Genomic DNA, 22,932 nt, shown 5'->3' with positions numbered 1-22,932 from the left:
GTTCCTCCCTTCCATATGCCCAGAAAAAAGGGACGCCACCGGTAAGACGGACGTCCCTCTCTGCTGCTGTTATTGGGCGTCGGCAATGTTGTCTTTCGTAATTTTCTTGTAGGCGATCCAGACATATTTGCCATCCGTAATGTCGTACCCCGTATTTTCCTTCGTTGGTGTCTCACCTTTGGCAAGTACCGCAGCCAAAGCCACTGTTGCTGCGCCCTGGTTCTTCGCATCATTCAATACGGTGCCGAGCATCGTGCCATCCTGAAGCGCCTGAATGGCAGGAGCCGTTGCATCTACACCTACGACAGGCATCGCCTTGCCGTCCTTGAAGTATCCTGCTGCCTTCAATGCCTCGATAGCACCGAGTGCCATGTCGTCATTGTTGGCAAGTACAGCTTCAATCTTGTCGCCGTGGGAAGCGAGGAATGCCTGCATTTTCTCCTGTCCTTTGACCCGATCCCACATCGCCGTGTCTTCCGCCATTGCCTCTACTTCAATACCGGCATCCTGGATCGCCTGTACGGAGTATTTCGTCCGCAGCTCTGCATCCTGGTGACCCGGCTCGCCTTTCAGCATGACGTATTGCAGTTTGCCGTCCCCGTTTTTGTCCGCTTCGGGATGGGCTTTCCAGTAATCCACAATCAGCTGGCCGGAGATCGTACCCGACTCTTCCGCTTTGGCACCAACGTAATACACCTTATCCCATTTATTCATGTCTTCAGCAACCGGCTCACGGTTGAGGAACACGACAGGAATGCTTGCCGCCTTGGCCTTGTCAATGATGACGCCTGCCGCCGTCCGGTCAACCGGATTTACAGCCATTGCACTGTATTTCTTGGATACAAACAGGTCCACCTTCTCATTCTGGGTCGGCTGTGCGTTCTGGCTATCCACGATATCAAGTGTGGCTTTGCCTTCTGCTGCTGCCGTCATTGCATTCCGCACGCCCGTCATGAACGTATCATCGAATTTGTAGATCGCAACACCAATTTTCGGTGTCTCCGTTCCGCCTGCTGCCTGCTCCTCCGTACCGGTTCCCGTACTTCCACCCGCACTGTCTCCACCGCTGCTGCAGCCCGCAGCCGCAACCATGAATGCAGTAAGCAGCAGTGTCATCCACGTTTTCTTCATATCCTAATGACCTCCCCCAAGTTCATTCGGCTTCACCGATGTCTTTATTATGAAAGGGTTTACACGATTTTCGAATACAATATCTTCATCTGTTTTATCGAAATCTTCCTGTGTTCGGTTCATGTCTTCCATCGTCATTGAACAAACGGAAACAGCAGCTTCTGGTTATCCATCCAGAACATATTGTCCGTACTGACCAGCTTCGTTTCCAGCTTCACTCTGGCCTGCACCTGCTGATTATTGAGCCGTGCCACGGCTTGATTTAAACCAAGATACCCTGCGCTGAAGCCATTTTGCACAATAAGATGCTGGAATACCCCTTCCTGCAGCTGCTCCAGCTGCTGCTGCTCACTCCCGAAGCCTACAATGTTGATCTGGTGCTCCAACTTGCGGCGATGCAGCTCATCCGCTGCTCCCAGAGACGCGGGCTCCTGCAGGGCAATGAAGCCGTCTACCTGCTGCTCGTCCAGCAGCTGCTTCGCTGCCTGCCAGCAAACCTCCCGTGTGCTGCATACGGACTTGGGTTCAACCCGAATACCCGGATACTGGACCAGCGCTTCCATGACCCCCTGCTCCCGGTGGATCAGCCCTGGATTCACAGGATCGGGCCCCAGCAAGGCTACACTGCCTCTGCCGCCCAGAAGTTCGGCCATCGCTTCACCTGCCTGCCGCCCAGCCTCCACATTATCCATGGATATGACACTCGTAATCCCTTCTACAGGAAACTCATCGTTGAGAACAATCACTGGAATACTAGTACCGCTCTTATTCATCGTTTGGGCCTTCTGAATAATGTCGCCAAGTACCTTCTCACTCAGTGGATCAACGAGTAGAGCGGAAGCGCCCTGTTGCAATGCCTGCGTCGCTGCTCGGATCTGTGCCTGTTCGCGCTGACTGTAGGCCGAAACGCCCTGCCCGGACAACTCCTGCGGCTCTCTGACTCGGTGGATCGCCGAATCGGGATTGGATGGCGCATACGTTGCCGCCTCGGATGGAAAAGCCTCCACCGTCAGCAGTTCAGCTCCATGCTCCTTGGCTGCTGCTTCTGCCCCGAGCCTGATCGCTTCTGCAAGTTCACCTGTCCCAGCAGGGGTGATCAGAGCGACACGAGGTGGCGGTAGTATCGAATCGGCATTGGAGATGCCACATGCCGTACTCAGGAATAAACAGCAGCCCGCCGCAGCGATCCCCATACATCTGAGTGCACGAAGGATGGACGGACTGAATTTCTTGATGGAGTCTGCACTAATAATCCTGCTGATGATTGCTTTATCTTCCTTACCTTTTATCATAATAATCGCCATCCTCCCGTTCGCATTGAACCGGTATCCGAATCCAGACCGTCGTTCCTTCCTCCAGCTCACTCTCGAATTCAAGACCGCACCCTTCCCCGTAATAGAGCTGAATCCGGTCATGCACATTGCGTACGGCTACCCCTGATCCAGCACCACTCTTCACGATGGGACTGCCCTGAAGCAGTCCTGCCACCTGCTCCTCCGTCATGCCGACACCATTATCCGTGATGCGGAATACCAGCTGGCCGCTCTCCCGATAGACGCGGATCTCAATGCAGCCTTCATCCGTGTGATACTCAATCCCATGCACGATGGCATTCTCAATTAACGGCTGAAGAACCAGCTTCAGTGTCAGACATTCGAGTGTATCCTCATCTGCATCCAGGCTGAACCGGAATTTGCGCTTGAACCGCATCTGCTGAATGGTCAGGTAATGGTGCGCATGCTCCAGCTCTTCGCGGACAGTAATAATGGTTTTCCCTTGGCTGAGACTTATGCGAAATAGGCGTGAAAGCGATGTGATCATGGTGATCACTTCTTCATTGCGACTCATGCCCACCATGCGCACGACAGAGTTCAATGTATTGTAGAGAAAATGAGGATTAATCTGGGCCTGCAATGCTTCAAGTTCGAGACGCCGTTTCTGTTCCTGCTCATGGATGATCTCATTCATCAGGGTACGAATCTTGTACACCATCAAGTTAAACCGACGGGATAGCCGCTCCACTTCAAGCGGTCCCTGAACAGGCAGCTCAACATTGAAGTCCCCTCTCTCCACGGCTTTCATCTTCCGCTCCATCCGCCGAATTGGACGTGTCAGACTGGAAGAGAGCAGCATGGACACGAGAATAACGAGTATTAACACAACCAGCAGTACCCGAACAAGATAGCCATTGACCTCCTGCCGGGTTGTCATGATTTCATCCAGGTAGGCCACACCGACAATTTTCCATCCGATATTGGCTACAGACTTCACGGTATTCAGTCTTTTCTGTCCATCCGCCTCATCTTCATAACTGCCTGTCGCCACCAGGGCCTGTTCGATATTTTCGCTTTTGAGTCCCATGTACATCAGCTGCTGCTGCGGATGATAAACAATGTTGCCTGCGCTCTCGTCGATGATGTAGACATATCCCCGCTGCCCCAGACTGACCCGGCGGCTCAGTTCATCCATCTGTTTGAAATTGATATCCACCAGCAGAATGACCTGTCGATCCTGACCATTTTGCCGTACAGTAATGCCTTTGCTCATCGATACGACCCACTTATAGGGGCCTGAGTACATGTTCTGAATATGAGGCAGTGAAAAGCTAAGGTGGTCCGGCACTCTGAGCGCAGATTGAAACCACCCTTGCTGTGTCACATGGGCGCTTGATTTTAGCTCGGCGGAAGGTCTGTTCTTGAGCAGTTCGCCCTTGGAGTCGAGCAGTGTAATGGAGATAATGTCCTCCCGGCTGCTGAGCAGGGTATCCAGCTGTTTGTCCACCTGTTCTCCTTCCCAGGTTCCGTCCCGCAGCATATGCTCCTCGATGGCTCTGTACAGATGCGACATGCTCCGGACATAGTCCTCCAGGTTGTAGCTGACCTGATCGACGATCTGCCTCGTTGTCAGTTCAGCGCTTCGTTCGGCAGCCTGTGTGAATTTGTCATGCAGAAGCAGGGCCATGATGGTGAGCACAAGTACAATGAAGATGGAAAAGGACCACGTGATAATCGACCGAATACTGCTGACCTTCGAGGATCGAAGACGGAAACGCAGCCGGAGCCATAACTGGCCTATCCATCCGGCTAACGTTCTCATCGTTCTGCACCTTCACGCGTTGTCAGCGCGAACTGCTTGCGATATTCTTTGGGAGAGACGCCGATATGTTTCTTGAAGCAAAAACTGAAATAATTCGGTTCGGCGAAGCCTACCCGTTCCGCGATCTCAAACGACTTCAGCTCCGTGGAGCGAAGCAGTTCCTTGGCCGCCTCCATACGGATCTGCATCAAATATTGCAGGAAGGTAAGCTGCACTTCTTTTTTGAAAATGCCGCAAAAATAACCAGAACTGATATGCAGATATCCGCATACCTTCTGTATGGACAGATCGGGATCGGCGTAATGTTCCTTCGTAAACCGCAGCGCCTGCTCCACAATATCCTTGTATACATGCTGGCGCCCGCTGGCAATCCGGTGCTGTACGAGCACGCAGACCTCCCTCACTTTGTCCTGTGCTTCAGACAGTCCCGGCAATCGGAACATATCCGCATACAATTGGAAACCGGAACCGAAGATATCCTCCATGTCCTCACCCGATGCCTGCGCGGCCTTCCATACCGTCGTCAACACCTCAATCAGGTACAACTGGATGTCCCCCCGACCATGCTCGACCGTAATTTCCCGGAAAATGATATCCAGTGCATCTTCAAGCTCCGTTCTGGTTCCTGCCTTGAGCGTACGGGTCAGCGTCTGCTGCTTCAGCTCGTCAAAACGCAGCTTGCCTGCAGTCTGCCGCTCCACGTCTGCAATATAGATCAGCGAATCGGTCCCCGGCACCAGTCTGTAGTCGAGCGCCAATAATGCATCCTCATAAGCGTGTTTCACATCCGAGAGGGTATCGACCATGGATCCAGAACCCACGGTGGCCGGGATGCGCAAGTAGTGATTAATGCTGCGGATGACATTTTCAAGGGCCTGCTGCTGACGTTTCTCCCCTTCGCCCTGTCCCCAGCGATCAATAAAAAGCAGAACAATGGCTTCCTGGTGCATAAAAGCATGTCCTGCTCCGTGTTCCTTCCATACCTCTTCGGCAATGTTAAGTGCAGCGAACTGCTTCAGTTCCGCATCCTCGGAGTGACGCAGTGATCCCCCGGAACCGTGGTTACCCTTATTCTCCGATACGTTGTCTGCCTTAACCGATGCCTGAGTATTCGCTCCCACTTGATGGCCATTCTTCTTCCCGTCACCCTCCATGTGCAGCGTCAGAACGGACACCCCATAATGCTCACCGTTGAGGTCCAGACCGCACTGTTTGGCTTTGTCGTGAATATACGCCGGCGATTTCTGCCGATGCAGCAGCGTAGCCATCAGATCAGCCTGCACCAGCGGCAAGCTTGTATAATAATGATCCCGCAGCTGCTGAACGTCTTCGCGTTCTGCCACCTCAGATGCCATCTGCGCTCGCAGACGTGTAAGCAGTTCGGTCAGATGCCCGGCTGAGAACGGCTTCAACAAATATTCATCCACACTCAGTGAGACCGCCTGCCTGGCATAATCAAATTCATCATACCCTGTCAAAATGACAACCTTCACGAGCGGGTTGCGTTCCCGCAGCCTTCGCGCAAGTTCCAGTCCATCCATAAACGGCATGCTGATGTCGGTTACCACGATATCGGGCTCAACTCTCTCGGCCATCTCCAGCGCTTCACGGCCATTCTCTGCCAATCCGACGATTCGCAGATCCAGGGCCTCCCAATCTACCTCTATGACTAATCCTTCGCGTACGTCTTCTTCATCATCCACCAGCAATACCCGGTACACGTCCGAATTCCTCCCCCAGCTCTTTGAAATCATGCAAGATGCCTCATGTATATGTCGTTTTGATCCAAGGTTGCCATCATACTATACAATATTATTTCATTTGTGTAACCGCTTACTTTTGGGAGGAGAAAATAGCATCAGAAACGATTATATGAAGACGGAAAGAGCAGATGGCTTGAAAGCGGTGCGCAGATCATCAATAAGCCCTGACCCGCTCAACAGCAGATCAGGGCTATCGTATAAAGTCCAGGATCAACGCAATTTAATTGCAGATACACTAGACGCCTTTATATCTTTTATTCAATCCAAGTGATGAGTTTCCTTCTCCTGCTCGACGGGACTGGCATTTAACCCTTTTACATATATCATTGTTCGATCTGGATTCGTATGTCCCATCATTTCAGCCAGACGATGGAGTGGAACACGCTCAGCCATGGCATAGCCAAACCGATGACGCAGATCATGTGAACTTAGTCCTTCCAATCCGGCTGCGGTCATTACTTTTTTAATCAAATGGCGAAGCGCCCTTTCGGTCAAACGATCGTTAGTCTTCTCCGAAGGGAACAGGTAAGGGCTACCTGGACTCAGACTTTCCATATACTTTCTCAACATCGTAACACACACCGTATCCAGCGGAATTCTTCGTTGTCCGTTTCGTTTATCGGCCCGCACTGTAAGCTGCCCGCTTCGCTTGCCCAGTTCGATATCGATTGGCTCCAGATTGCATACCTCCATCGTCCGCAGCCCCGTATGAAACATCAAGATCAAGATGGTCTGATCCCGCAGGGAATTCCCCTGTTCGACCGCAGAGAGGAAAGCTTCTTCTTCTCTGGCTGTCATTCGGCGAGGGCTCACCTTGTCTTCGGGGATAAACTTTAATGGTTTGGAAGGATCACTGCTAATTTTGGACTCTGCTGCAGCCCATTTGAATAAACGCTTCAGTGTAATCAGTCTGCGGTTAATCGTAGCTGGCTTCAGCTGCAAAACGTTCTGCGAATAATCACGGTAGCTCATTAATGTGGACAGATCCATGTTTTCAATCCGGATATCCTTATCTCCAAATGCCGTATTAGCTTTGCACCATTCTAGAAAATGTTTCAGATCACTCGCATATTCCCTTAATGTTTTGGGAGTCAATTTAGCCTGAATGGTAAGCTTATGTATGAATTCCTGAACAACCATTTCCCCATGCACCGGCACACCAGAAACCTTATCCATTAGAAAAAACCTCCAAATCTTGACTTATATTAGCGGACATGGTATTATCATATTAATCGATACATTAGCGGACATCAAGTCTGTGGTTTAAATGCACCTGATAAGCATTAATTTCTCATTAACTCTTATCAAAATGGTCGCTTAAAAACTTATTTTTTGGAGGAATCACATGCAAACAGGTACAGTGAAATGGTTCAACGCGGACAAAGGGTTCGGTTTTATCGAAATTGAAGAAGGAAATGACGTTTTCGTTCATTTCAGCGCAATCCAAAGTGACGGTTTCAAAACATTGGATGAAGGACAACGCGTTCAATTCGAAGTAACCCAAGGTAACCGGGGACCACAAGCTGAGAACGTTACAGTCATCTAATAATATCCAAGCTGCCTTTACAGGCAGCTTTTTGTTTTTATACTCTTCCCTTTCTATTTGGATTAGCAGACTGACCCGAACGCCAAAATCATACAAAGCGAGGGATTATGATGGATAAGGAACAATTGATAGCCGAAGTAGCCAAAGCTGGCGGGTTCTCCAAAAAGAATGCAGACAAGGCCGTAACTGTCGTCCTTGATTCAATTCTAGAGGCCTTAAAAGATGGCCAAGACGTTCAGCTTGTCGGATTCGGAAAATTTGAGGTGCAAACGCGTGAAGCACGTATGGGCAAAAGTCGGAGAACCGGCAAGGAAATTCAGCTTCCGGCAGGGAAAGTCCCTGTATTCACGGCAGGATTGATGATGAAAGAAGCTTTGAATTAAGGCAGCACACCACAGTATCGGAAAGAAGGTTTTTATTCAAACGAACAACAATAATTATAATGCAAATGCGACATTTTCAACGGTTGATGACATTCTTAACTATTATTCCGACAAGAAGACCAACCAGGATAACGCAAAGGATCACACCCATTCAACAGCCCCTTCAGCAGAGTCTGAACACACTTCATCATCACCCACTCGCTAATAGACCCTTTCATATTGGACAACAAAAAGCCCTGCTCCGCTTATAAACGGTCCAGGGCTTGATTTATGTTTACTCCAACACCCAGGGGGAGTGTATCTTGGGGACATCATTAATCAACTGCCTTGTATAGGGATGCTCCGCATGGTGAATGACTTCCTCTGCTTTTCCTGCCTCCACCATCCGCCCGTGTTCCATAATGCAGATCGTATCGCTCACATAATAGGCGAGACCCACATCATGGGTAATAAACACAATGGTCATCCGGTTCTCATCACGCAGCTTGAGCAGCATATCCAGAATGGTGGAGCGCGAACAGGCATCTACCATGGAAGTAGGCTCATCGGCGATCAGCACTTTCGGGTGCAGCATGAAAATTCTCGCAATCATTAACCGCTGCATCTGTCCACCGGACAGCTCGAACGGATATTTGTTGTACAACTCCTCAAACTTCAGGTTTACGAAGGAACATGCTTCCTTCATTTTGATGTACGCCTCATCCTGGCTGAGCTTCAAGCCTTGCAATTTAATGCAATCCACGAGCAGCTTCTCTACCCGGTGAAAAACATTGAACGAGGAAAACGGATCCTGGAAAATCGCCTGGATATCCTTCCAATAGGCTTTGCGTTCACGATATCGTCCAAGCTGCCTCGGTTTTCCGTTATATTCAATGGTCCCACTCGTTTCCTTAAGCAGGCCCATAATCATCTTCGCAAGCGTGGTCTTGCCACTGCCGCTCTCTCCAACAATCGAAATAATCTCGCCTTCGTGAAAATCAAAGCTGACATCGTCTACCGCCGCCTTTTTACGGTTGCCTGTACCGTATACCTTCGTCAGATGACGGCCGCTGATCAGTACCTTGCCCATCGCCATGCGGGTTCACTCCTTCCGGGAGTCATGAATCAAGCTGCTCTTCTTTCCTGATCTGCTCCAGGATTTCCGGTGTCAGCAGGCAGCGATAGATCCGTTCTTGCACTTGGATATTCTCAATCTTGCCCTGACGACATTCGTCTGTAACCAGCGTGCAGCGCTCTGCGAATCTACAGCCTTCAGGCACATGCTTCAGATTGGGCGGAGCGCCAGGTATCGCTGCAAGCTTATGTTCCTTCATCCCTTCTTCCGGCACAATGATGGACCCCATCAGCTTACGGGTGTATGGATGCAGTGGATTGAAGATCATCTGGTCCGCCGTTCCCCGTTCTACAATTTCGCCGGCATACATGACCATAATCTCATCCGTGACATGATACAGAAGCGGCAGCTCATGGGTGATAAACACCAGGGACTTGATCACTTCGCGTTTCAGCAAATCCTTCAGCAGACGGATGACCGCCTTCTGTGATGTCACATCCAGAGCGGAAGTCGGTTCATCCGCAATGAGCACTTTGGGATTCAAGATGGTTGAGATGGCAATGACGGTTCGCTGCTTCATGCCACCGGACAATTCATTCGGATACATATCCAGCACATCCGGCGACAGATTCAGCGATTGGAAACGCTCGGCTGCCATCCTCCGCACTTCCTGACGCTTCATCTCCGGACGATGTTCCTTCATAATATCCTCGATGAAACGGATAATGCGCAGCGTTGGATTAAGTGCATTCATAGCAGCTTGCGGAATATAGGCAATTTCCTTTCCGAGAATGCGGGAGCGCAGCTGCTCCTTGTTCAGCTGCATGATGTCCGTGCCATTGATCCGGATCGAACCACTGCCATAATGTAGGGGAGGGAAATAGAAGCCCATCAGGCTGAGTGCCAGTGTTGACTTGCCGCAGCCGGACTCCCCCGCAATGCCTAGCGTCTGCCCTTCTTTCAGTCCAAACTCCACCCCGTCCACCGCATAAACATTCTCTTTGAGCCGGGTACGGTAATAGGTTTTGAGGCCGCTGACCTGAAGTATAGGTTGGTCCATGGTCTTAGCTCCTTATTTTCGGATTAAAGATTTCGTCCATGCCTGTATTCATCAGATAGAGCGAGAACGTAATGACGGCAATGGCCATGGCCGCAGGAATGAATGCCCACCATGCTCCTGCTACCGGAGCTTCAAATACCAGTGCCCAGTTCATTAGAATGCCGAGTGATATCGTATTATACGGACCGAGCCCCAGCATCGAGATGGAGGCTTCGGACAGAATGCCCGAGGCGGTCTGAAGCACAAAGGCCATGACGACATAGGACGCGATATACGGCAAAATCTCATGGATGATGATACGCGGTGTGCTATGTCCCGAAATTTTCGCGATATGCACATGATCCCGGCTCCGCAGGGATGTTGTCTGTGCACGTACTGCCCTGGCTGTCCAGGGCCAGCTCGTGATGCCAATAATGATGGCCGTTACGAGCGAACTGCGGGAATCGATACTGACCGAGATCAGAATCAAAATGATAAATGACGGAATCACGATGAAAATATTCGTAACCGCAGTCAGGAAATTGTCCAGCATACCTCCGATATATCCGGATACCAAGCCCATAATCAGACCTATGACCGTTGCAAAAACGCCCGCTATCAGCCCCACCCGTATGGATGTCTGAATGCCATACATCAATTCCAGAAAGATATCACGCCCAAAGTTGTCTGATCCCAGCAGCAATCCATCCCCCGGAGGCTGGAACGCCATCGCAATCATCTCCAGCGGATCACTGCGATTAATGAGCGGATAGATGGTAACAAGCAGCAGCATGCCTACAAAAGTCACCGCACCGATCATAAACTTGGGCGACTTCAGCAAAATAGAGATCGAATGCTTCATGTCATTGTTCCTCCATCTGAGCAGCCTTAATGCGCGGATCAATGAAGCCATAGATTACATCAATCGTGAAATTGGCCAGCAGCACGGCAACGGCAATCAGCAGTGTACATCCTGAAATGAGCGGATAGTCAAGCTGACGTATGGCCGTGAACAGCCAGGTGCCAATGCCCGGATAACTGAACACAATTTCACAGATCAGTGATCCGCCAACCATGGTGCCAATGGAGAGCGCCAGTCCCGTGATCTGCGGCAGCATGGCGTTGCGGAACACATAACGGGCAATGCGGCCGTCCCGAATACCAAGCAGTTTACTGTACAGCACATAGTCCGAATTCAGCTCATAGATGGACATCTCCCGCATGCCAATGGCCTGACCGCCAATGGTCACGAGCACAATGGACAGGAACGGCAAGGTATGGTGGCGTATAACCGACATGATAAAGTCGAAGCTTAGCTGGGGCACCATCTGGAAGTCGTATCCACCGGACAGCGGAAACCATTTCAGTGTTAAAGCAAAGACATACAGCATAATAATAGCCAGAGTGAAAAAAGGAATGGAATTGATAAACAGCGCTACAGGAAACAGCACTTTATCAAAAACACCTTTCCGGTATGCCGCGATGGCACCGAGCAAATTGCCGATCAACCAGCCCACCAGGATAGCTGGGAGCTGAAGCCCCACCGTCCAAGGGACGGCGGAGGCCAGAATGTCCGTTACAGGCTTCGGATATAATCCGAAGGACGTGCCGAGATTGCCTGTGAAGAGATTTTTCAGATAAATGCCAAACTGGGTCCACAGGGGCTGATCAATACCAAATTCAACGGTAAATGTCTCATACACCCGCTTGATGGAATCCGAATCAGTCATGCCTGCGGTCATTTTGGAAGCGATCATGCTCACCGGGTTGCCTTCAATCAGTCTTGGCAGAATAAAATTCAATCCGACGGCGATGATCAGGGTCAGGCCATACCAGAACACTTTTTTCGCTACATATCTGGCGTAGGCATTCATTGGATCCAGCACCCCCCGAATTTTACGGATAAGGCCATATTTGTACTAAGGTGAGAACCTTTTTGCATCTCCTAATTATGAATTTGGTAAAGGGCCTTGATGCCTGCGCCATCCATGGAAATCTGCGGCGGAATGTTGGTGCCGTCCCCTTCGGACGGGAAGCCTTTCCAGACGGACTCATTCACGGTATCAAACACCCACGGTCTGTACATTAGTGGAATGGACGGAATGTCTTTGAGCCAAATCGTATTCAGTTCGGTGTATAGGGATTTCAGTTTCGCCTCATCAGAAACCGAAGGAATCTCTTCAATGATTGCATCTGCACGGTCATTCTGGTAACGGCCCCAATTCCAGAATGCCATCTCGCCGAGAGGAGCAACGCCTTTCGAATACATGATGGTCATGGCACGGTTCCACGGCTGGCTCGGACTCACACCGCCCGCTGGCGTGTTCATGATAATATCGAATTTGCCGGTCTGCAGATCATTGGTCCATACCGGGGATTCCGGGAATTTGGTTCGAATCTCAATGCCGATTGCTTTGGCGCTCTGTGCAACAATCTCCAGCGCCGCATTCCAGTCAGACCAGCCGTATGGACACTCAATTTCAAACGGTCCGAGACGGGTACCATTCAGTACACGAATGCCATCTTTGCCTTTGGCAGCCCCAATCGAATCAAGCAGCGCATTGGCCCCTTCCACATCGGTGGTCCACTGCAGAGACTTGATTGCATTCTGATCAATATATTTGGACTCGGCATCCGAGTTCAAGGTCAGCGAAGGCTGCATCGGTGCAGAATAACCGCTCATTGCCAGTTCGGAGATCTTGTCATAGTTGATGCTCATGGCAATGGCCCGGCGGACATCTGCGTTATCCAGTCCGGCTTTGGAGAGATTGAAGAAGATGCTCGGCATGGAACCCGGGAGATAGTAAGGAGCATCTTTCAGATAGGTTTTGACCGGAGCGCCGCCTTCCCACATTTTCCACACCTGCGGGATAAACTGTTGGGAGACGTCCACTTGCCCACTCTTGAAAGCCAAATCCCCTGCCGCATTATCCTTGTAGATTACATGGGTGATATACTTCGGTGCCGGCAGCTTGCCGAACAGCTTTTGTCCCCAGTAGTTGTCGTCGCGAATAACGGTAATTTTCTGATCATTGTAGAAGTGCAGCTTGTAAGCTCCGGTGCCCACCGGATTATCGTTGATTTCTTTGCGGATCGCTGTCAGATCATTATTATTTTTCTTCTCAATCTCTTCCCAGATATGCTTCGGCAGCATCGGGATTAACTCAATGCTATCCAGGACGGTCAGTTTGTTGGGATTATCAGGGTTCAGCTTGATTTCCACGGACTGGGCTCCGTCTGCTTTCACTTCCTGAATGTAGGTCCAGAAACTGCTCCAGTTAATGTCGTATTTTTTGCCCAGTTCATAGGTGTACACCACATCATCTGCGGTAAAAGCCGTGCCGTCACTCCACTTCGCATCTGCGTTCAGCTCAATCCGCAGTGTCGTATCATCCGTCCATTCATATGACTTGCCGAGCAGCGGCTCAAGTGCTCCATCCAGCTGGTTCACCATAAATAAGGTCTCATACAGGAGTTCCCTGGAGTTTCCGTAATTCACAGGGAAGGCGGGATTGCCGCTGAGCAGATTGAAGTTGGTGGGAGGTCCCCACTGCAATCCATTGACATACAGCGTCTCGTTGCGCGGAGTCTCCTGATTGGTTTGTGGTGCCGGTTCATTTTGGGTCGTTGCAGCAGGTGGATCTACCGTTCCTTGCGGTTCACTTACCGACGGTGGCTGAACACTTTGGCATCCGGCCAATAGAGCAGCCGACAATAACAGGGCGATGAGCGGTTTTGCAGCACTCTTGACTCGCATCCTGAACCCCTCCGTGAATTCATATTGGTATTTGGAAGCGCTTACTTAACGATATTCTATGAGATATATCACATGAAACATTCCACCTCTTTCCTCAATGTCGAGACATTATTTTGGGCAGTCGTCCCAAAAAAGACGAAAACCAACTTCGGAATTGCGAAGTTGGTTTTTGCTAAGATGACCAAATTGGTTAGATCTTAAACGGGCTGAGCGATGTCTGAAGCTCTGAGGAAACATCGGACAGCACCGCCGCAGACGCCTTAATCTGTTCCACCGACTTGAGCTGTTCATGAACCGAACCGGCAGCCTGCTGTGAATTGGCACTGGCCGTCTGCGCATGGCGTGCAATCTCATGCACGGAAGCAACGATCTGTTCCACGCCGGCAGACATCTCCTCACTTGTCGCTGCCATGTCCTCAATTTCCGTTGCGATCCTTACGTTTGTATCCCGGATCAGGCTGAAGTTTTGTTCCGTTACACGAGTCAAGCGCAGCCCTTCCTGCACTTCATCCTTCACTCGAGACATGGCTGATAGGGACAAAAGCATGTCCTGCTCCATGGCTTTGACCAGTTCCTCAATGCGGCTCGAGGAGTCCCCGGCCTGTTCAGCCAATTTGCGAACCTCGGTAGACACAACGGCAAAGCCTCTGCCATGCTCCCCTGCTCTGGCTGCTTCAATGGATGCATTAAGAGCGAGCAGATTCGTTTGATTCGCAATCTCATGAATGGTGGTAACCATCTGGCTAATCTGTGCAGACTTCACTTCAAGCGTACGTATGACTTCATCCGTTGTAGTAACGGAAGATTCAATCGTCGACATTTGCTGAACCGTCAGCTGCACCGCTTCCCCTCCGGTTTCCGCTTGCTTCCGGGAGTACAGGGCAGATTCCGAGATGCTGGAGGCCTTGTCTGCCATCCGCTGCACTCCAATGGCCACCTCTTCCATGGCCTGCAGGTTCTCTTCGGTACTGATGGTCTGGCTCTCTGCCCCTCTAGCCACCTGTTCCACGGACAAAGCAATTTGTTCGGATTCTTGTGCTGTGCGTTCCGCAATGGTCAAGAGTATTCCGGTCGAATGTTTAGCTTTCTCCCCTGCTTGAAGACCACCCTGAATAATCAGCTGCAGGCTGCTTCTCATCTCGTTGTATCCGGCACCAAGCATGCCAATCTCGTCCTGGACGTGATCGACGACCGGCTCAGTGAAGTCCCCCGTGCCTGCACGCTTGATGGCCATAGACACCCGTTCGATCCTTAATTTCACTTTGCGGACATACAGGATAATGGCTGTAATTGCTACCCCCATCGCGAGCAAAAATACGATCAGAAATGTCTTCAGAAATGAAGAAATAATGACATCAATCAGCGATTGAGATGCCCCTACATAGAGTATTCCGATGATTTCCCCGGTTACATCCTTGATCGGCTGATATGCCGTCTGTACATTCTGTCCAACGACAACGGCCTCACCGTAGAATTTATCTCCCTGCTGCAACACAGCCTGGGCAACCTGTTCCGATACTTTTGTTCCGACAGCACGTTCTCCATCCATCATCACATTGGTTGCCACGCGCTCTTCCCCGCGAAAGATGGTAACGGTATCTCCCGATGCCTCACCGATCTCATCCACAAGTTCGAAGTTGCCCTCCATTGCGGTTTCGCCTTTGTAAAGCTCGCCATCCTTGATGGCCCAGTCGCCGGGGTGTTTGTATGTAATAATTCGATCCGCCATCTCCAAATCCCGCTTCGCCTTTTCCGTTGCAAATGTCGTAATCCCCTGTCTCATTTCCAGAATTACGCTTACCGCCACGGCTGAGGAAAATACGATAAATATGCTGATAACGATCAAACTGATTTTGGTACCGATGCTCATGCCTCGCATGTGTTGAGCCACCCATTTCCCTAAGTAATTGAGGTGATTCCGAACCGAATTTCGAATCGATTTCGATAATCACATATAGAGTTATCGGTAGGCACATTCACATTATTTATAAGTTTTCAGTGATATTTATCACAATTTTCAATGAAAAAAACCAAAACATTTCCGTGTTTTCCGTAATCATGTGCGAATGTCCTTCCGTTTGGAAATTCTGATGCCCCGCAAGTCCAACAAGATATGTCTGAATTCGTATAAGGATAAAAAAACCAAATAATATGTTGCCAGCCACATAAATTGATGATATATTTATGTTGCCGACAACATAAATGAGAAAGTTGAGGATACCATGACATCAAAAGATGCTTCGAATAAAGATCACCCTTTCCTTAGTTCAGCTAACGATGAATTCAGCGCTGAGCATTATCCGGTCAGCTTTGGTATTTTTGCTCTTGCACGCTCGCATAAAGGGCTGGCTGCTCAATTGATTCGGGATACAGGATTGTTTCCTGGTCAAGAAATCATGTTGATGCAGCTGTTCGCACAGGACCATCAATCCCAGAATTCGCTGGGTCGTACACTCCGTCTGGATCATTCAACCGTAGCCAAGTCCGTTCGCCGCCTGGAAAGTGCAGGTCTCGTTACTCGCAGTCGCTCCAAAGAAGATGGACGGGTCACCATTGTCTCCCTGACGGAAGCAGGACGCGCCCTGGAGGATCAAGTGAACTCTGCCTGGAGCCGGGTTGAGCAGATCACTACCGCAGTCCTCTCAGATGAAGAAAAGAACTTACTGCTGTCTCTATCACAGAAAATTGCTTCACATATTGATTCATCCTTATCCTAAAAAATCCCCTAAACGATTGGAGCGAATAACATGTCTACATTCAAAATGAAAGCGATCCAAGTTCATCAATACGGTGGTCCGGAAACATTGCAATTTGAACAGGAAGTAACTCGGCCCGAACCTGCGGCGGGAGAAGTACTGGTACGTATTCAATATGCCGGAGCCATTCCGCTGGATTGGAAAATTCGTAATGGCTGGCTGCAGGACGTGTTTGTCAAAAGTCTGCCGTATACACCGGGCACAGCCATGGCAGGCATTGTTGAATCCGTAGGTGAGGGTGTCCAGGATTTCCAGCCAGGAGATCGTGTGTTTGGCAATGTGAAGGGAAGCTACGCAGAGTTCGGCATTGCTCCTGCTCAGGATCTGGTACATATGCCAGACGGACTAAGTTTCGAGGAAGCAGCAACCATTAAAGGTGGAGCCGAGGCTGCATGGAAGGCCTTGTTCACGGAAGGAGAGCTGGAATCCGGGCAAACTGTTCTGATCCATGCTGCTGCGGGCGGTGTCGGACAATATGCTGTACAGCTCGCCAAATGGAAAGGTGCCCATGTCATTGCTACGGCTTCTGGAAGCAATGTGGATTTTGTATCCTCCTTGGGTGCTGATCAGGTCATCGATTACAAAACAGCCGCGTTTGAAGAGCTGGTCCGCAACGTGGATCTCGTTGTAGAAACGGTTGGCGGAGATAATGAAGATCGTTCTTGGGGTGTACTGAAACGCGGTGGCAAGCTGGTTTCTTTAACTCAACTCCCCTCCCGCGACAAAGCAGAACAATACGGAGTAACAGCCAAGTTCAATTCAAAATTCCCGACTTCAGAGGATTTGACGATCATTGCCAAGCTTATGGCAGACGGTACCCTTCGTTCAGAAGTTGACTCCATTTTCCCTCTGCGTGACGCGGATCAGGCTCATGCCAAGAGTGAAGCCAGACGTGGCCGAGGACGCATTTTGCTGGATGTCCGCTCCATGTGATCATTGCTTCAGTGAGACTAGTTCTATCTGCCATTCCGTTTTGCAAACCGGTTAATCCCACAATAAAACAAAGAGGGATTCGATGTTATCATCGAACCCCTCTTTTCGTTCTCCATGGACTAAGGTCTATAAAGAAGATACTTTTTAGTTGGATGTAAGACTTACTTGTGCTGCCGTTTGATCCCAATCGACAGTCAGTCCCAATCCTTCAGAGATGAAGCGTACAGGAACCAGTGTACGGCTGTTAAGGATAATGGCTGGTGCATCGATATCAAGCGTCTCGCCATTCACCGTTGCGGTACTGCTTCCAATCTGGAGTACGAGTGTCTGGTCGTTCAGAACGGCAGTTACCGTCTTCGCCGTTTTGTCCCAAGTCACCTCGGCACCCAGCGCTTCAAGAATGGCATTGACAGGCACCATCACCCGGCCGCTCTGCTCCAGCGGATCCTGATCCGGGAACGAAATGGCTTGGCCATCCAAAGTAACGGTAATGGTTTGGTCTGTTGTTCCCGTTTCAGTAGAAGTTTCCGAGCTTGCATCTTCCGTAGTCTCAGGCAGCGGTGTCACTTCGCGTCCGAGCTGCTCTTGCAAGTTCGCAAGTCGGTTCAGGGCAAACGTCGTCAGCGATCCTGCTGCCATGGAGCCCATACCTCCGCCACCGCCGAAGTTACCGCCGGGACGTGCCTGCGTATTTCCTGTGCTCCCTGCCGCATCTGTTGGTTCTGTTCCGCTGGTGCCATCCGGCTGCGAAGGTGGTGTCGTTCCATCTGGAGGTGTCATTCCTTCAAAACCTTCAGGCGGCGTCATACCCTCCATGCCCTCTGGCGGCGTCATGCCTTCGAACCCTTCCGGTGGCGTTCCACCCATGCCGCCAGCTGCATCTGCGTTAGCAGAGTAAGCGATGTTGGATTCGAACTGTTCGGTTGTGTAGAATTTGGTTGGATCTGCTTCTACATAAGGTCGGATGACATCAGCAAGTTCTGTAATACGGTCTTGGATGCCTTCCAGGTAATCCGTCAACTCGTTGACGTAGCTCAAGTATTTTTCCTTATACTCCGGCACGGCAAGCAGGTTGTTAATCATCGGTACATTTTCCATGCTTATGCCAAGTACAGGCTCGTCCACGGATACGTTCGTTGCATTGGTATTGGTCGTAGTGGATCCGGTTGTCGTTGTTCCACGTCCGCCTCCACCCGAATACCCATTGAAGGACATGTTAAAGTCCCAAGGTACAACCGTGAACTTGCCATCGGCATCGCTGTAGAGCATGTAGTTATGCCCTTTGTCGCCGTTATAGCTGTCATAGTTGCCGAAAACCATGTTTCCCGCGATATACTGAAGTGCGGAATCAACGTCGAGCACGCTCTCGATATCGCCTTTTTCTCCTTCAGGCATGTCATTCAGCGTTTTGATAAAGTTTTTGAGTTTGGTTTTATTCTCGTCCGTACCCAAATCTTCAGTGAGTGTGCTGTAGTCGCTGCCCTCTTCATATTGAAGATAACTTCTCTCGTCGGTATCATAGAGGACACCGTCTTCGTAATCTTCACCGTAGTTCCGCTCCAGGTAGCTGTCATCCACTGCTTCAACACCTGTATAGAAACCAACCAATTCGCCGTTGACGTACAGGTTGACGTAGTTCGTCATCGGTACATCCATACCGATACTACGCAGCGCTTCATAGTGAAGAACTTCTCGCATGTACGATGGATCCGCGTAGTTGTTGTTCAATACCATTTTATCGAGGCCAAGCAGGGATTGCGTTTTATCGTATTTATCAAACTTCAGTCTGAAGCTGTAACGGTCCGAATCTTCCATGGATGCTACCGACTTCAGTGTCAGATTGCCTTTGGTGGAGAAACCGACATTATCCAGCTTGTTGCCATCCACTTCCACGCTGACCTTCTTGTAATCCTTATCGAGCGGACTTTCAAGCATGCTCTCCCAATCTGCATCATCAATCGTAACGTTGATATCAATGACATTATCTGTCTGGAATAATGATTCGTAAGCTTGCGTAATGCCTGTGCTGGTCGTTGTCGCCGCCGTATCCTCTGCGGCATACGCAGCGTTAGGGCTAACGACCAAGCCGAATGACGACGTTACCATCGTCACAGACAGTGCCGTTACTGCAACTTTTTGTAGTAAATTATTCAAATGATACATCCTCCTTCTTGGTTTCTGTTAAGCACCTGAGGCTTATAGGAACCATCGTAGAGGACAAACCTTTAATGAATCTTAAATGTGTCCGAGGATATATCGACTAATGGGTGGGTGATCCTATTTGGACCCCCAGATCGATTGATTGTTGGACCCGATCAACGAGAAGGTCATGACTTCATTATGACTGGCCGACTCATTTTTCTGTTTGAAGAATACGCCCTTGTAGGTCACACCGTTAATAACCATCGTGCAGTAATACGTACCGGCAGTATTGGACCACGTACCGGTTACTGCACCGGTGATCGTACCATTGGAATTCAGCGTCACGCTTTGGGTAGGCAGCATGCCCACACCGCTGATGGAAGCATCCAGTCCCATGTTGACGAACTGATACGTTCCCGTCATGTCGCTTGTGCTATAACCCGTGGACGAGATGCTGCTTCCCAAAAACTCGTATACGGCCGTCACCGGCCATTTGTCGGCGTTCAGGAATTGCTGATGCGCACGAACCTCATGATACTCGGTCCCGTTATTGAACCGGGTATGGTAGATCAAATACCTTGCACCATCCGTATCTACAAAAGCAGAGTTATGCCCTCCTGATTTGTAACCGAGCGGTATGCCTGAGAATGCATAGTTACCAAAAAGTTTTATGCCACGAGTCGACTGGTCGACTGAAGCGGAGGCATATACGGCCTGATTACCCGCAGCGTCGGTATACGTTCCGTCGATTGTCGCAGAACGGTACAAGCGGATATGGTAACCACCTTCATTGGCCAGACCGCCGTAGGTTACATATAGGTAGTAATACCCTGCACCCTTGTCATAAACGATATAGGGAGCTTCTCCTGTTTTACCGTAACCTCCAGCAATACGCTTGCCGAAATAACGGTCGGTATTGCCGTTATCTGATCCCGGATAGATAGGCTGTCCGGTATCCGGATTAATTTGCAGAATATAAATTCCTCCTGACCAAGACCCGTAGCTCATCCACAACTTTCCGGAACTGTCGTACGTTAAGGTAGGGTCGATGGCATTCGGGAACAGAGTATTGTTAAAGCCTCCATTGCTCAAGAACCAACCGCTCCGCGTGCCGGACAGACTGCCTTTGTCGATCAGCTCAGGAATGTTGGTATGCTGATACCACGTGTTTACGGTTTTGGTTCCAAGTGAGGACGTGGTCGTAATTGGATTGCTCCCATTTGTGAATCCAGAGTAGATAATCGTATCGATGTATTCGTACGGCCCCTTCACGGATTTGGATACACCGAATCCGATAGCTGAGCGAATATAGGTGGAAGAAGTGGAGTAATACAGCATGTAGGCTCCCTTGGAACCGTCCGCCCATGTGTATGAAGCATTGTAGATTGGCGATGCAGGCGCCCATACCGCATGACCACCAGAGCTGTCTTGGTCATTATATCCAGCCCATGCATAGGAAACGGCCAAGGCAGATGTCAAGGCAGCTCCCGAGCTGCGGGAGGCATTACCGGTACCGCCTGCCTTGACCAGCTCCCATTTCTGCATCTCTCCGCCCCAGTAGTTCCACTGCTGTATATTGGCGCCAGCAGTCGTGCTGCCACCTGCCACATCCAGCGCACCAGTATAACCGGAAGCCTTGGTCAGGAAAGCAACGGAGCCATCCGCATTTTGCTGGATCCGGAACAACTGCATCGTACCGCCCCAATAGGCCCACTGCTCAATGAGAGCTCCATCGGCAGCTGAGCCGCTATTAACGTCGATGGCACTTTTATAGGCCGAGTTGGCGGTGAGGAGATAGTAGTCCCCATTGCCGTAGTGCATAATTCTGAACTTCTGCGCATCAGAGCCGTTATAGGACCACTGCCGTATGCTTGTCCCGTCGGCAGACGAGCCATCGGCGACATCCAGGTAGAGGCTGCTATTTTTATTTTTGATGTAATAATACCCTTCAAAGGTGGATGGTGCGTACAAGGTACTGTTGGCATACCCCTGCGTTCCCTCGTAAGACCAGTTTCGGAGATCCGTGCTGCTGGCTTGAGCCAGATGAGATCCATAAATGTAGTACTTGTTCGTGGACGAATCATAATAAATGGAAGGGTCATGCACAGACACCCGGGTTGTATTCGAAGTTGTTGATGAACTTGCGGCCCCTAGTGCATTCCCACTGCCCATGCTGACAGCCAGAAGCACAAATAAGAGCATCATTGCGCTCAGCTTGTTCCATAGCTTGTATACACGTTGCATAATTGAATCGATCTCCCTTCATAATAGGTTGCTTATATTGCGTGTTAAGAATTATGTTCTTCTATTTATCTAACAAGTAAAGCGCTTTCATATATATGATAAAAAATAATTTCTCTCTCTTTTGCAATCCATTTTTAAATGGAACGTACTTTTGTTACTTTATGAATGGATATATTAACCTCCTCTCATAATGCTAAGCTGCATAGCGATTCTGGATTCGAACACTATACTCCACCTCATAATAAAAGCATATCCTTGTCGAAGTAAGGGGATTAATGTCGTTATGGAAAATAAATATGTATATTAATAAATTTGTAATTATACAATCTTTATCTATCCCCTATTAAACTTTTCCTTATTTTAAACTGCTCAGCGGCACGTGAATTGGTTGAAAATAGATATGACTCACACTGATATCTAGAGTCGATCGAATCATGTAAACGCAGAGAAGATATGTTACTATTTCCCAGTATAAGGAGGGTTATCATGTATAAAAGATGTCTTTTACTTGTATCCGCCGCTTTCCTATTAACAAGCTGCAGTGAACCCGGTGCACCTGCCCAGAACACTCAGTTGAGCGAGCAGATTGCCGAAATGACCCAAACCATCAAGGAACTCAGAGAAGAGAACACTCGCCTACAGGAGCAAATTACTCGCCTACAGGAAAGCGTAAATGACGAGGAAACCAGGACAAACCTGAGAGAAACCCTGAATATGACGTTTAAACTTATGGCTGCCATGGAATCAGAAGATACCGCATATATCGAGTCTGTATCTTCTCCCAATGTGGAGATTGCTACTAGCAGAAATGCATTGGTAGTTCAGCATGGAGATTCCTCTTATGAAGCTAATTTTATCAAGAGCATACTTTGGGATGAGTTCGAGTTCAGAGGTTATAATCAAAAGGATTCAGATCACTTCATGCTTTTTATTGCCCGAACGATGACGACAAAAGGTTCTGAGGGAACGATCGAGTACGAGTTTTCCTTCATACGCTCACCCGAAGGGGAGTGGTTGTTCGACGGGTACATCTCTTAAAATGAACTCATAAAAAAAGTGGTGCTCCATGTATAATGGAGCACCACTTT

18 protein-coding genes are annotated in these 22,932 nt (G+C 49.6%); 5 read left to right on the top strand and 13 right to left on the bottom strand.

From position 1 onward, the window contains the following. Positions 1-69 precede the first annotated feature (69 nt). The 5 genes from F4V51_RS05075 to F4V51_RS05055 all read right to left on the bottom strand — a co-directional run bounded on the left by F4V51_RS05075 (position 70) and on the right by F4V51_RS05055 (position 7,166). Positions 70-1,131, bottom strand: coding sequence for a galactose ABC transporter substrate-binding protein (locus F4V51_RS05075; RefSeq protein ID WP_153977122.1), 1,062 nt, complete (start codon positions 1,129-1,131; stop codon positions 70-72). 134 nt (positions 1,132-1,265) lie between these two features. Next, positions 1,266-2,423, bottom strand: a complete 1,158-nt coding sequence (locus tag F4V51_RS05070; protein WP_162009897.1) for a substrate-binding domain-containing protein — start codon at positions 2,421-2,423, stop codon at positions 1,266-1,268. Continuing rightward, positions 2,410-4,227, bottom strand: coding sequence for a cache domain-containing sensor histidine kinase (locus tag F4V51_RS05065; protein WP_153977120.1), 1,818 nt, complete (start codon positions 4,225-4,227; stop codon positions 2,410-2,412). Before F4V51_RS05065 ends, F4V51_RS05070 begins: the two co-directional genes overlap by 14 nt. Continuing rightward, a complete protein-coding gene (locus F4V51_RS05060) occupies positions 4,224-5,948 on the bottom strand; it encodes a response regulator (protein WP_153977119.1) in 1,725 nt (574 codons plus the stop codon). Before F4V51_RS05060 ends, F4V51_RS05065 begins: the two co-directional genes overlap by 4 nt. Before the next feature lie 300 nt (positions 5,949-6,248). Beyond that, positions 6,249-7,166: a tyrosine-type recombinase/integrase gene (locus F4V51_RS05055; protein ID WP_153977118.1), complete on the bottom strand. Its 918-nt coding sequence runs from the start codon at positions 7,164-7,166 to the stop codon at positions 6,249-6,251. 169 nt (positions 7,167-7,335) lie between these two features. On the opposite strand from F4V51_RS05055, the gene F4V51_RS05050 reads away from it, so the two are divergent. Both F4V51_RS05050 and F4V51_RS05045 read left to right on the top strand, forming a co-directional pair. Beyond that, complete coding sequence (locus F4V51_RS05050) at positions 7,336-7,536, top strand: cold-shock protein (protein WP_095288763.1); 201 nt, start codon at positions 7,336-7,338, stop codon at positions 7,534-7,536. 110 nt (positions 7,537-7,646) lie between these two features. Further along, the gene (locus tag F4V51_RS05045; RefSeq protein WP_153980568.1) at positions 7,647-7,919 is read left to right on the top strand and encodes an HU family DNA-binding protein; all 273 of its coding nucleotides are present in this window, start codon (positions 7,647-7,649) and stop codon (positions 7,917-7,919) included. Between the two features lie 274 nt (positions 7,920-8,193). On the opposite strand, the gene F4V51_RS05040 is transcribed toward F4V51_RS05045, so the two are convergent. From F4V51_RS05040 to F4V51_RS05015, 6 genes are all read right to left on the bottom strand, one after another. Then, the gene (locus F4V51_RS05040) at positions 8,194-8,994 is read right to left on the bottom strand and encodes an ABC transporter ATP-binding protein (protein WP_153977117.1); all 801 of its coding nucleotides are present in this window, start codon (positions 8,992-8,994) and stop codon (positions 8,194-8,196) included. A 22-nt stretch (positions 8,995-9,016) separates the two neighbouring features. Continuing rightward, positions 9,017-10,033 (bottom strand): ABC transporter ATP-binding protein, encoded by a 1,017-nt coding sequence (locus F4V51_RS05035; RefSeq protein ID WP_095288761.1) that lies wholly within the window; start codon positions 10,031-10,033, stop codon positions 9,017-9,019. A 4-nt stretch (positions 10,034-10,037) separates the two neighbouring features. Then, positions 10,038-10,874 carry an ABC transporter permease gene (locus F4V51_RS05030; protein WP_095288760.1) on the bottom strand — a complete coding sequence of 279 codons (837 nt, stop codon included), beginning with the start codon at positions 10,872-10,874 and terminating at the stop codon, positions 10,038-10,040. A gap of 1 nt (position 10,875) precedes the next feature. After that, positions 10,876-11,886, bottom strand: a complete 1,011-nt coding sequence (locus F4V51_RS05025) for an ABC transporter permease (RefSeq protein ID WP_095288759.1) — start codon at positions 11,884-11,886, stop codon at positions 10,876-10,878. Between the two features lie 71 nt (positions 11,887-11,957). After that, complete coding sequence (locus F4V51_RS05020) at positions 11,958-13,769, bottom strand: ABC transporter substrate-binding protein (RefSeq protein WP_153977116.1); 1,812 nt, start codon at positions 13,767-13,769, stop codon at positions 11,958-11,960. 190 nt (positions 13,770-13,959) lie between these two features. After that, positions 13,960-15,648, bottom strand: a complete 1,689-nt coding sequence (locus tag F4V51_RS05015; protein WP_153977115.1) for a methyl-accepting chemotaxis protein — start codon at positions 15,646-15,648, stop codon at positions 13,960-13,962. Between the two features lie 343 nt (positions 15,649-15,991). On the opposite strand from F4V51_RS05015, the gene F4V51_RS05010 reads away from it, so the two are divergent. Both F4V51_RS05010 and F4V51_RS05005 read left to right on the top strand, forming a co-directional pair. Continuing rightward, entirely contained in the window at positions 15,992-16,486 is a 495-nt protein-coding gene (locus F4V51_RS05010) for a MarR family winged helix-turn-helix transcriptional regulator (RefSeq protein WP_153977114.1), read from the top strand. Between the two features lie 30 nt (positions 16,487-16,516). Further along, positions 16,517-17,458, top strand: coding sequence for an NADP-dependent oxidoreductase (locus tag F4V51_RS05005; RefSeq protein WP_153977113.1), 942 nt, complete (start codon positions 16,517-16,519; stop codon positions 17,456-17,458). A 144-nt stretch (positions 17,459-17,602) separates the two neighbouring features. On the opposite strand, the gene F4V51_RS05000 is transcribed toward F4V51_RS05005, so the two are convergent. Both F4V51_RS05000 and F4V51_RS29360 read right to left on the bottom strand, forming a co-directional pair. After that, the gene (locus tag F4V51_RS05000) at positions 17,603-19,612 is read right to left on the bottom strand and encodes a CotH kinase family protein (RefSeq protein WP_153977112.1); all 2,010 of its coding nucleotides are present in this window, start codon (positions 19,610-19,612) and stop codon (positions 17,603-17,605) included. A 123-nt stretch (positions 19,613-19,735) separates the two neighbouring features. Continuing rightward, positions 19,736-21,844, bottom strand: coding sequence for an RICIN domain-containing protein (locus F4V51_RS29360; RefSeq protein ID WP_153977111.1), 2,109 nt, complete (start codon positions 21,842-21,844; stop codon positions 19,736-19,738). Between the two features lie 486 nt (positions 21,845-22,330). Between F4V51_RS29360 and F4V51_RS04990 the strand changes: the two genes are divergently transcribed. Further along, on the top strand, positions 22,331-22,882 hold the full coding sequence (locus tag F4V51_RS04990; protein WP_153977110.1) for a hypothetical protein: 552 nt from the start codon (positions 22,331-22,333) through the stop codon (positions 22,880-22,882). Positions 22,883-22,932: the final 50 nt, after the last annotated feature.

It is taken from the genome of Paenibacillus xylanilyticus, from assembly GCF_009664365.1.
Lineage (GTDB): Bacteria > Bacillota > Bacilli > Paenibacillales > Paenibacillaceae > Paenibacillus > Paenibacillus xylanilyticus_A.
Note: the sequence above shows the minus strand (reverse complement) of the source record. Positions and strands in the feature narration are given on the sequence as shown.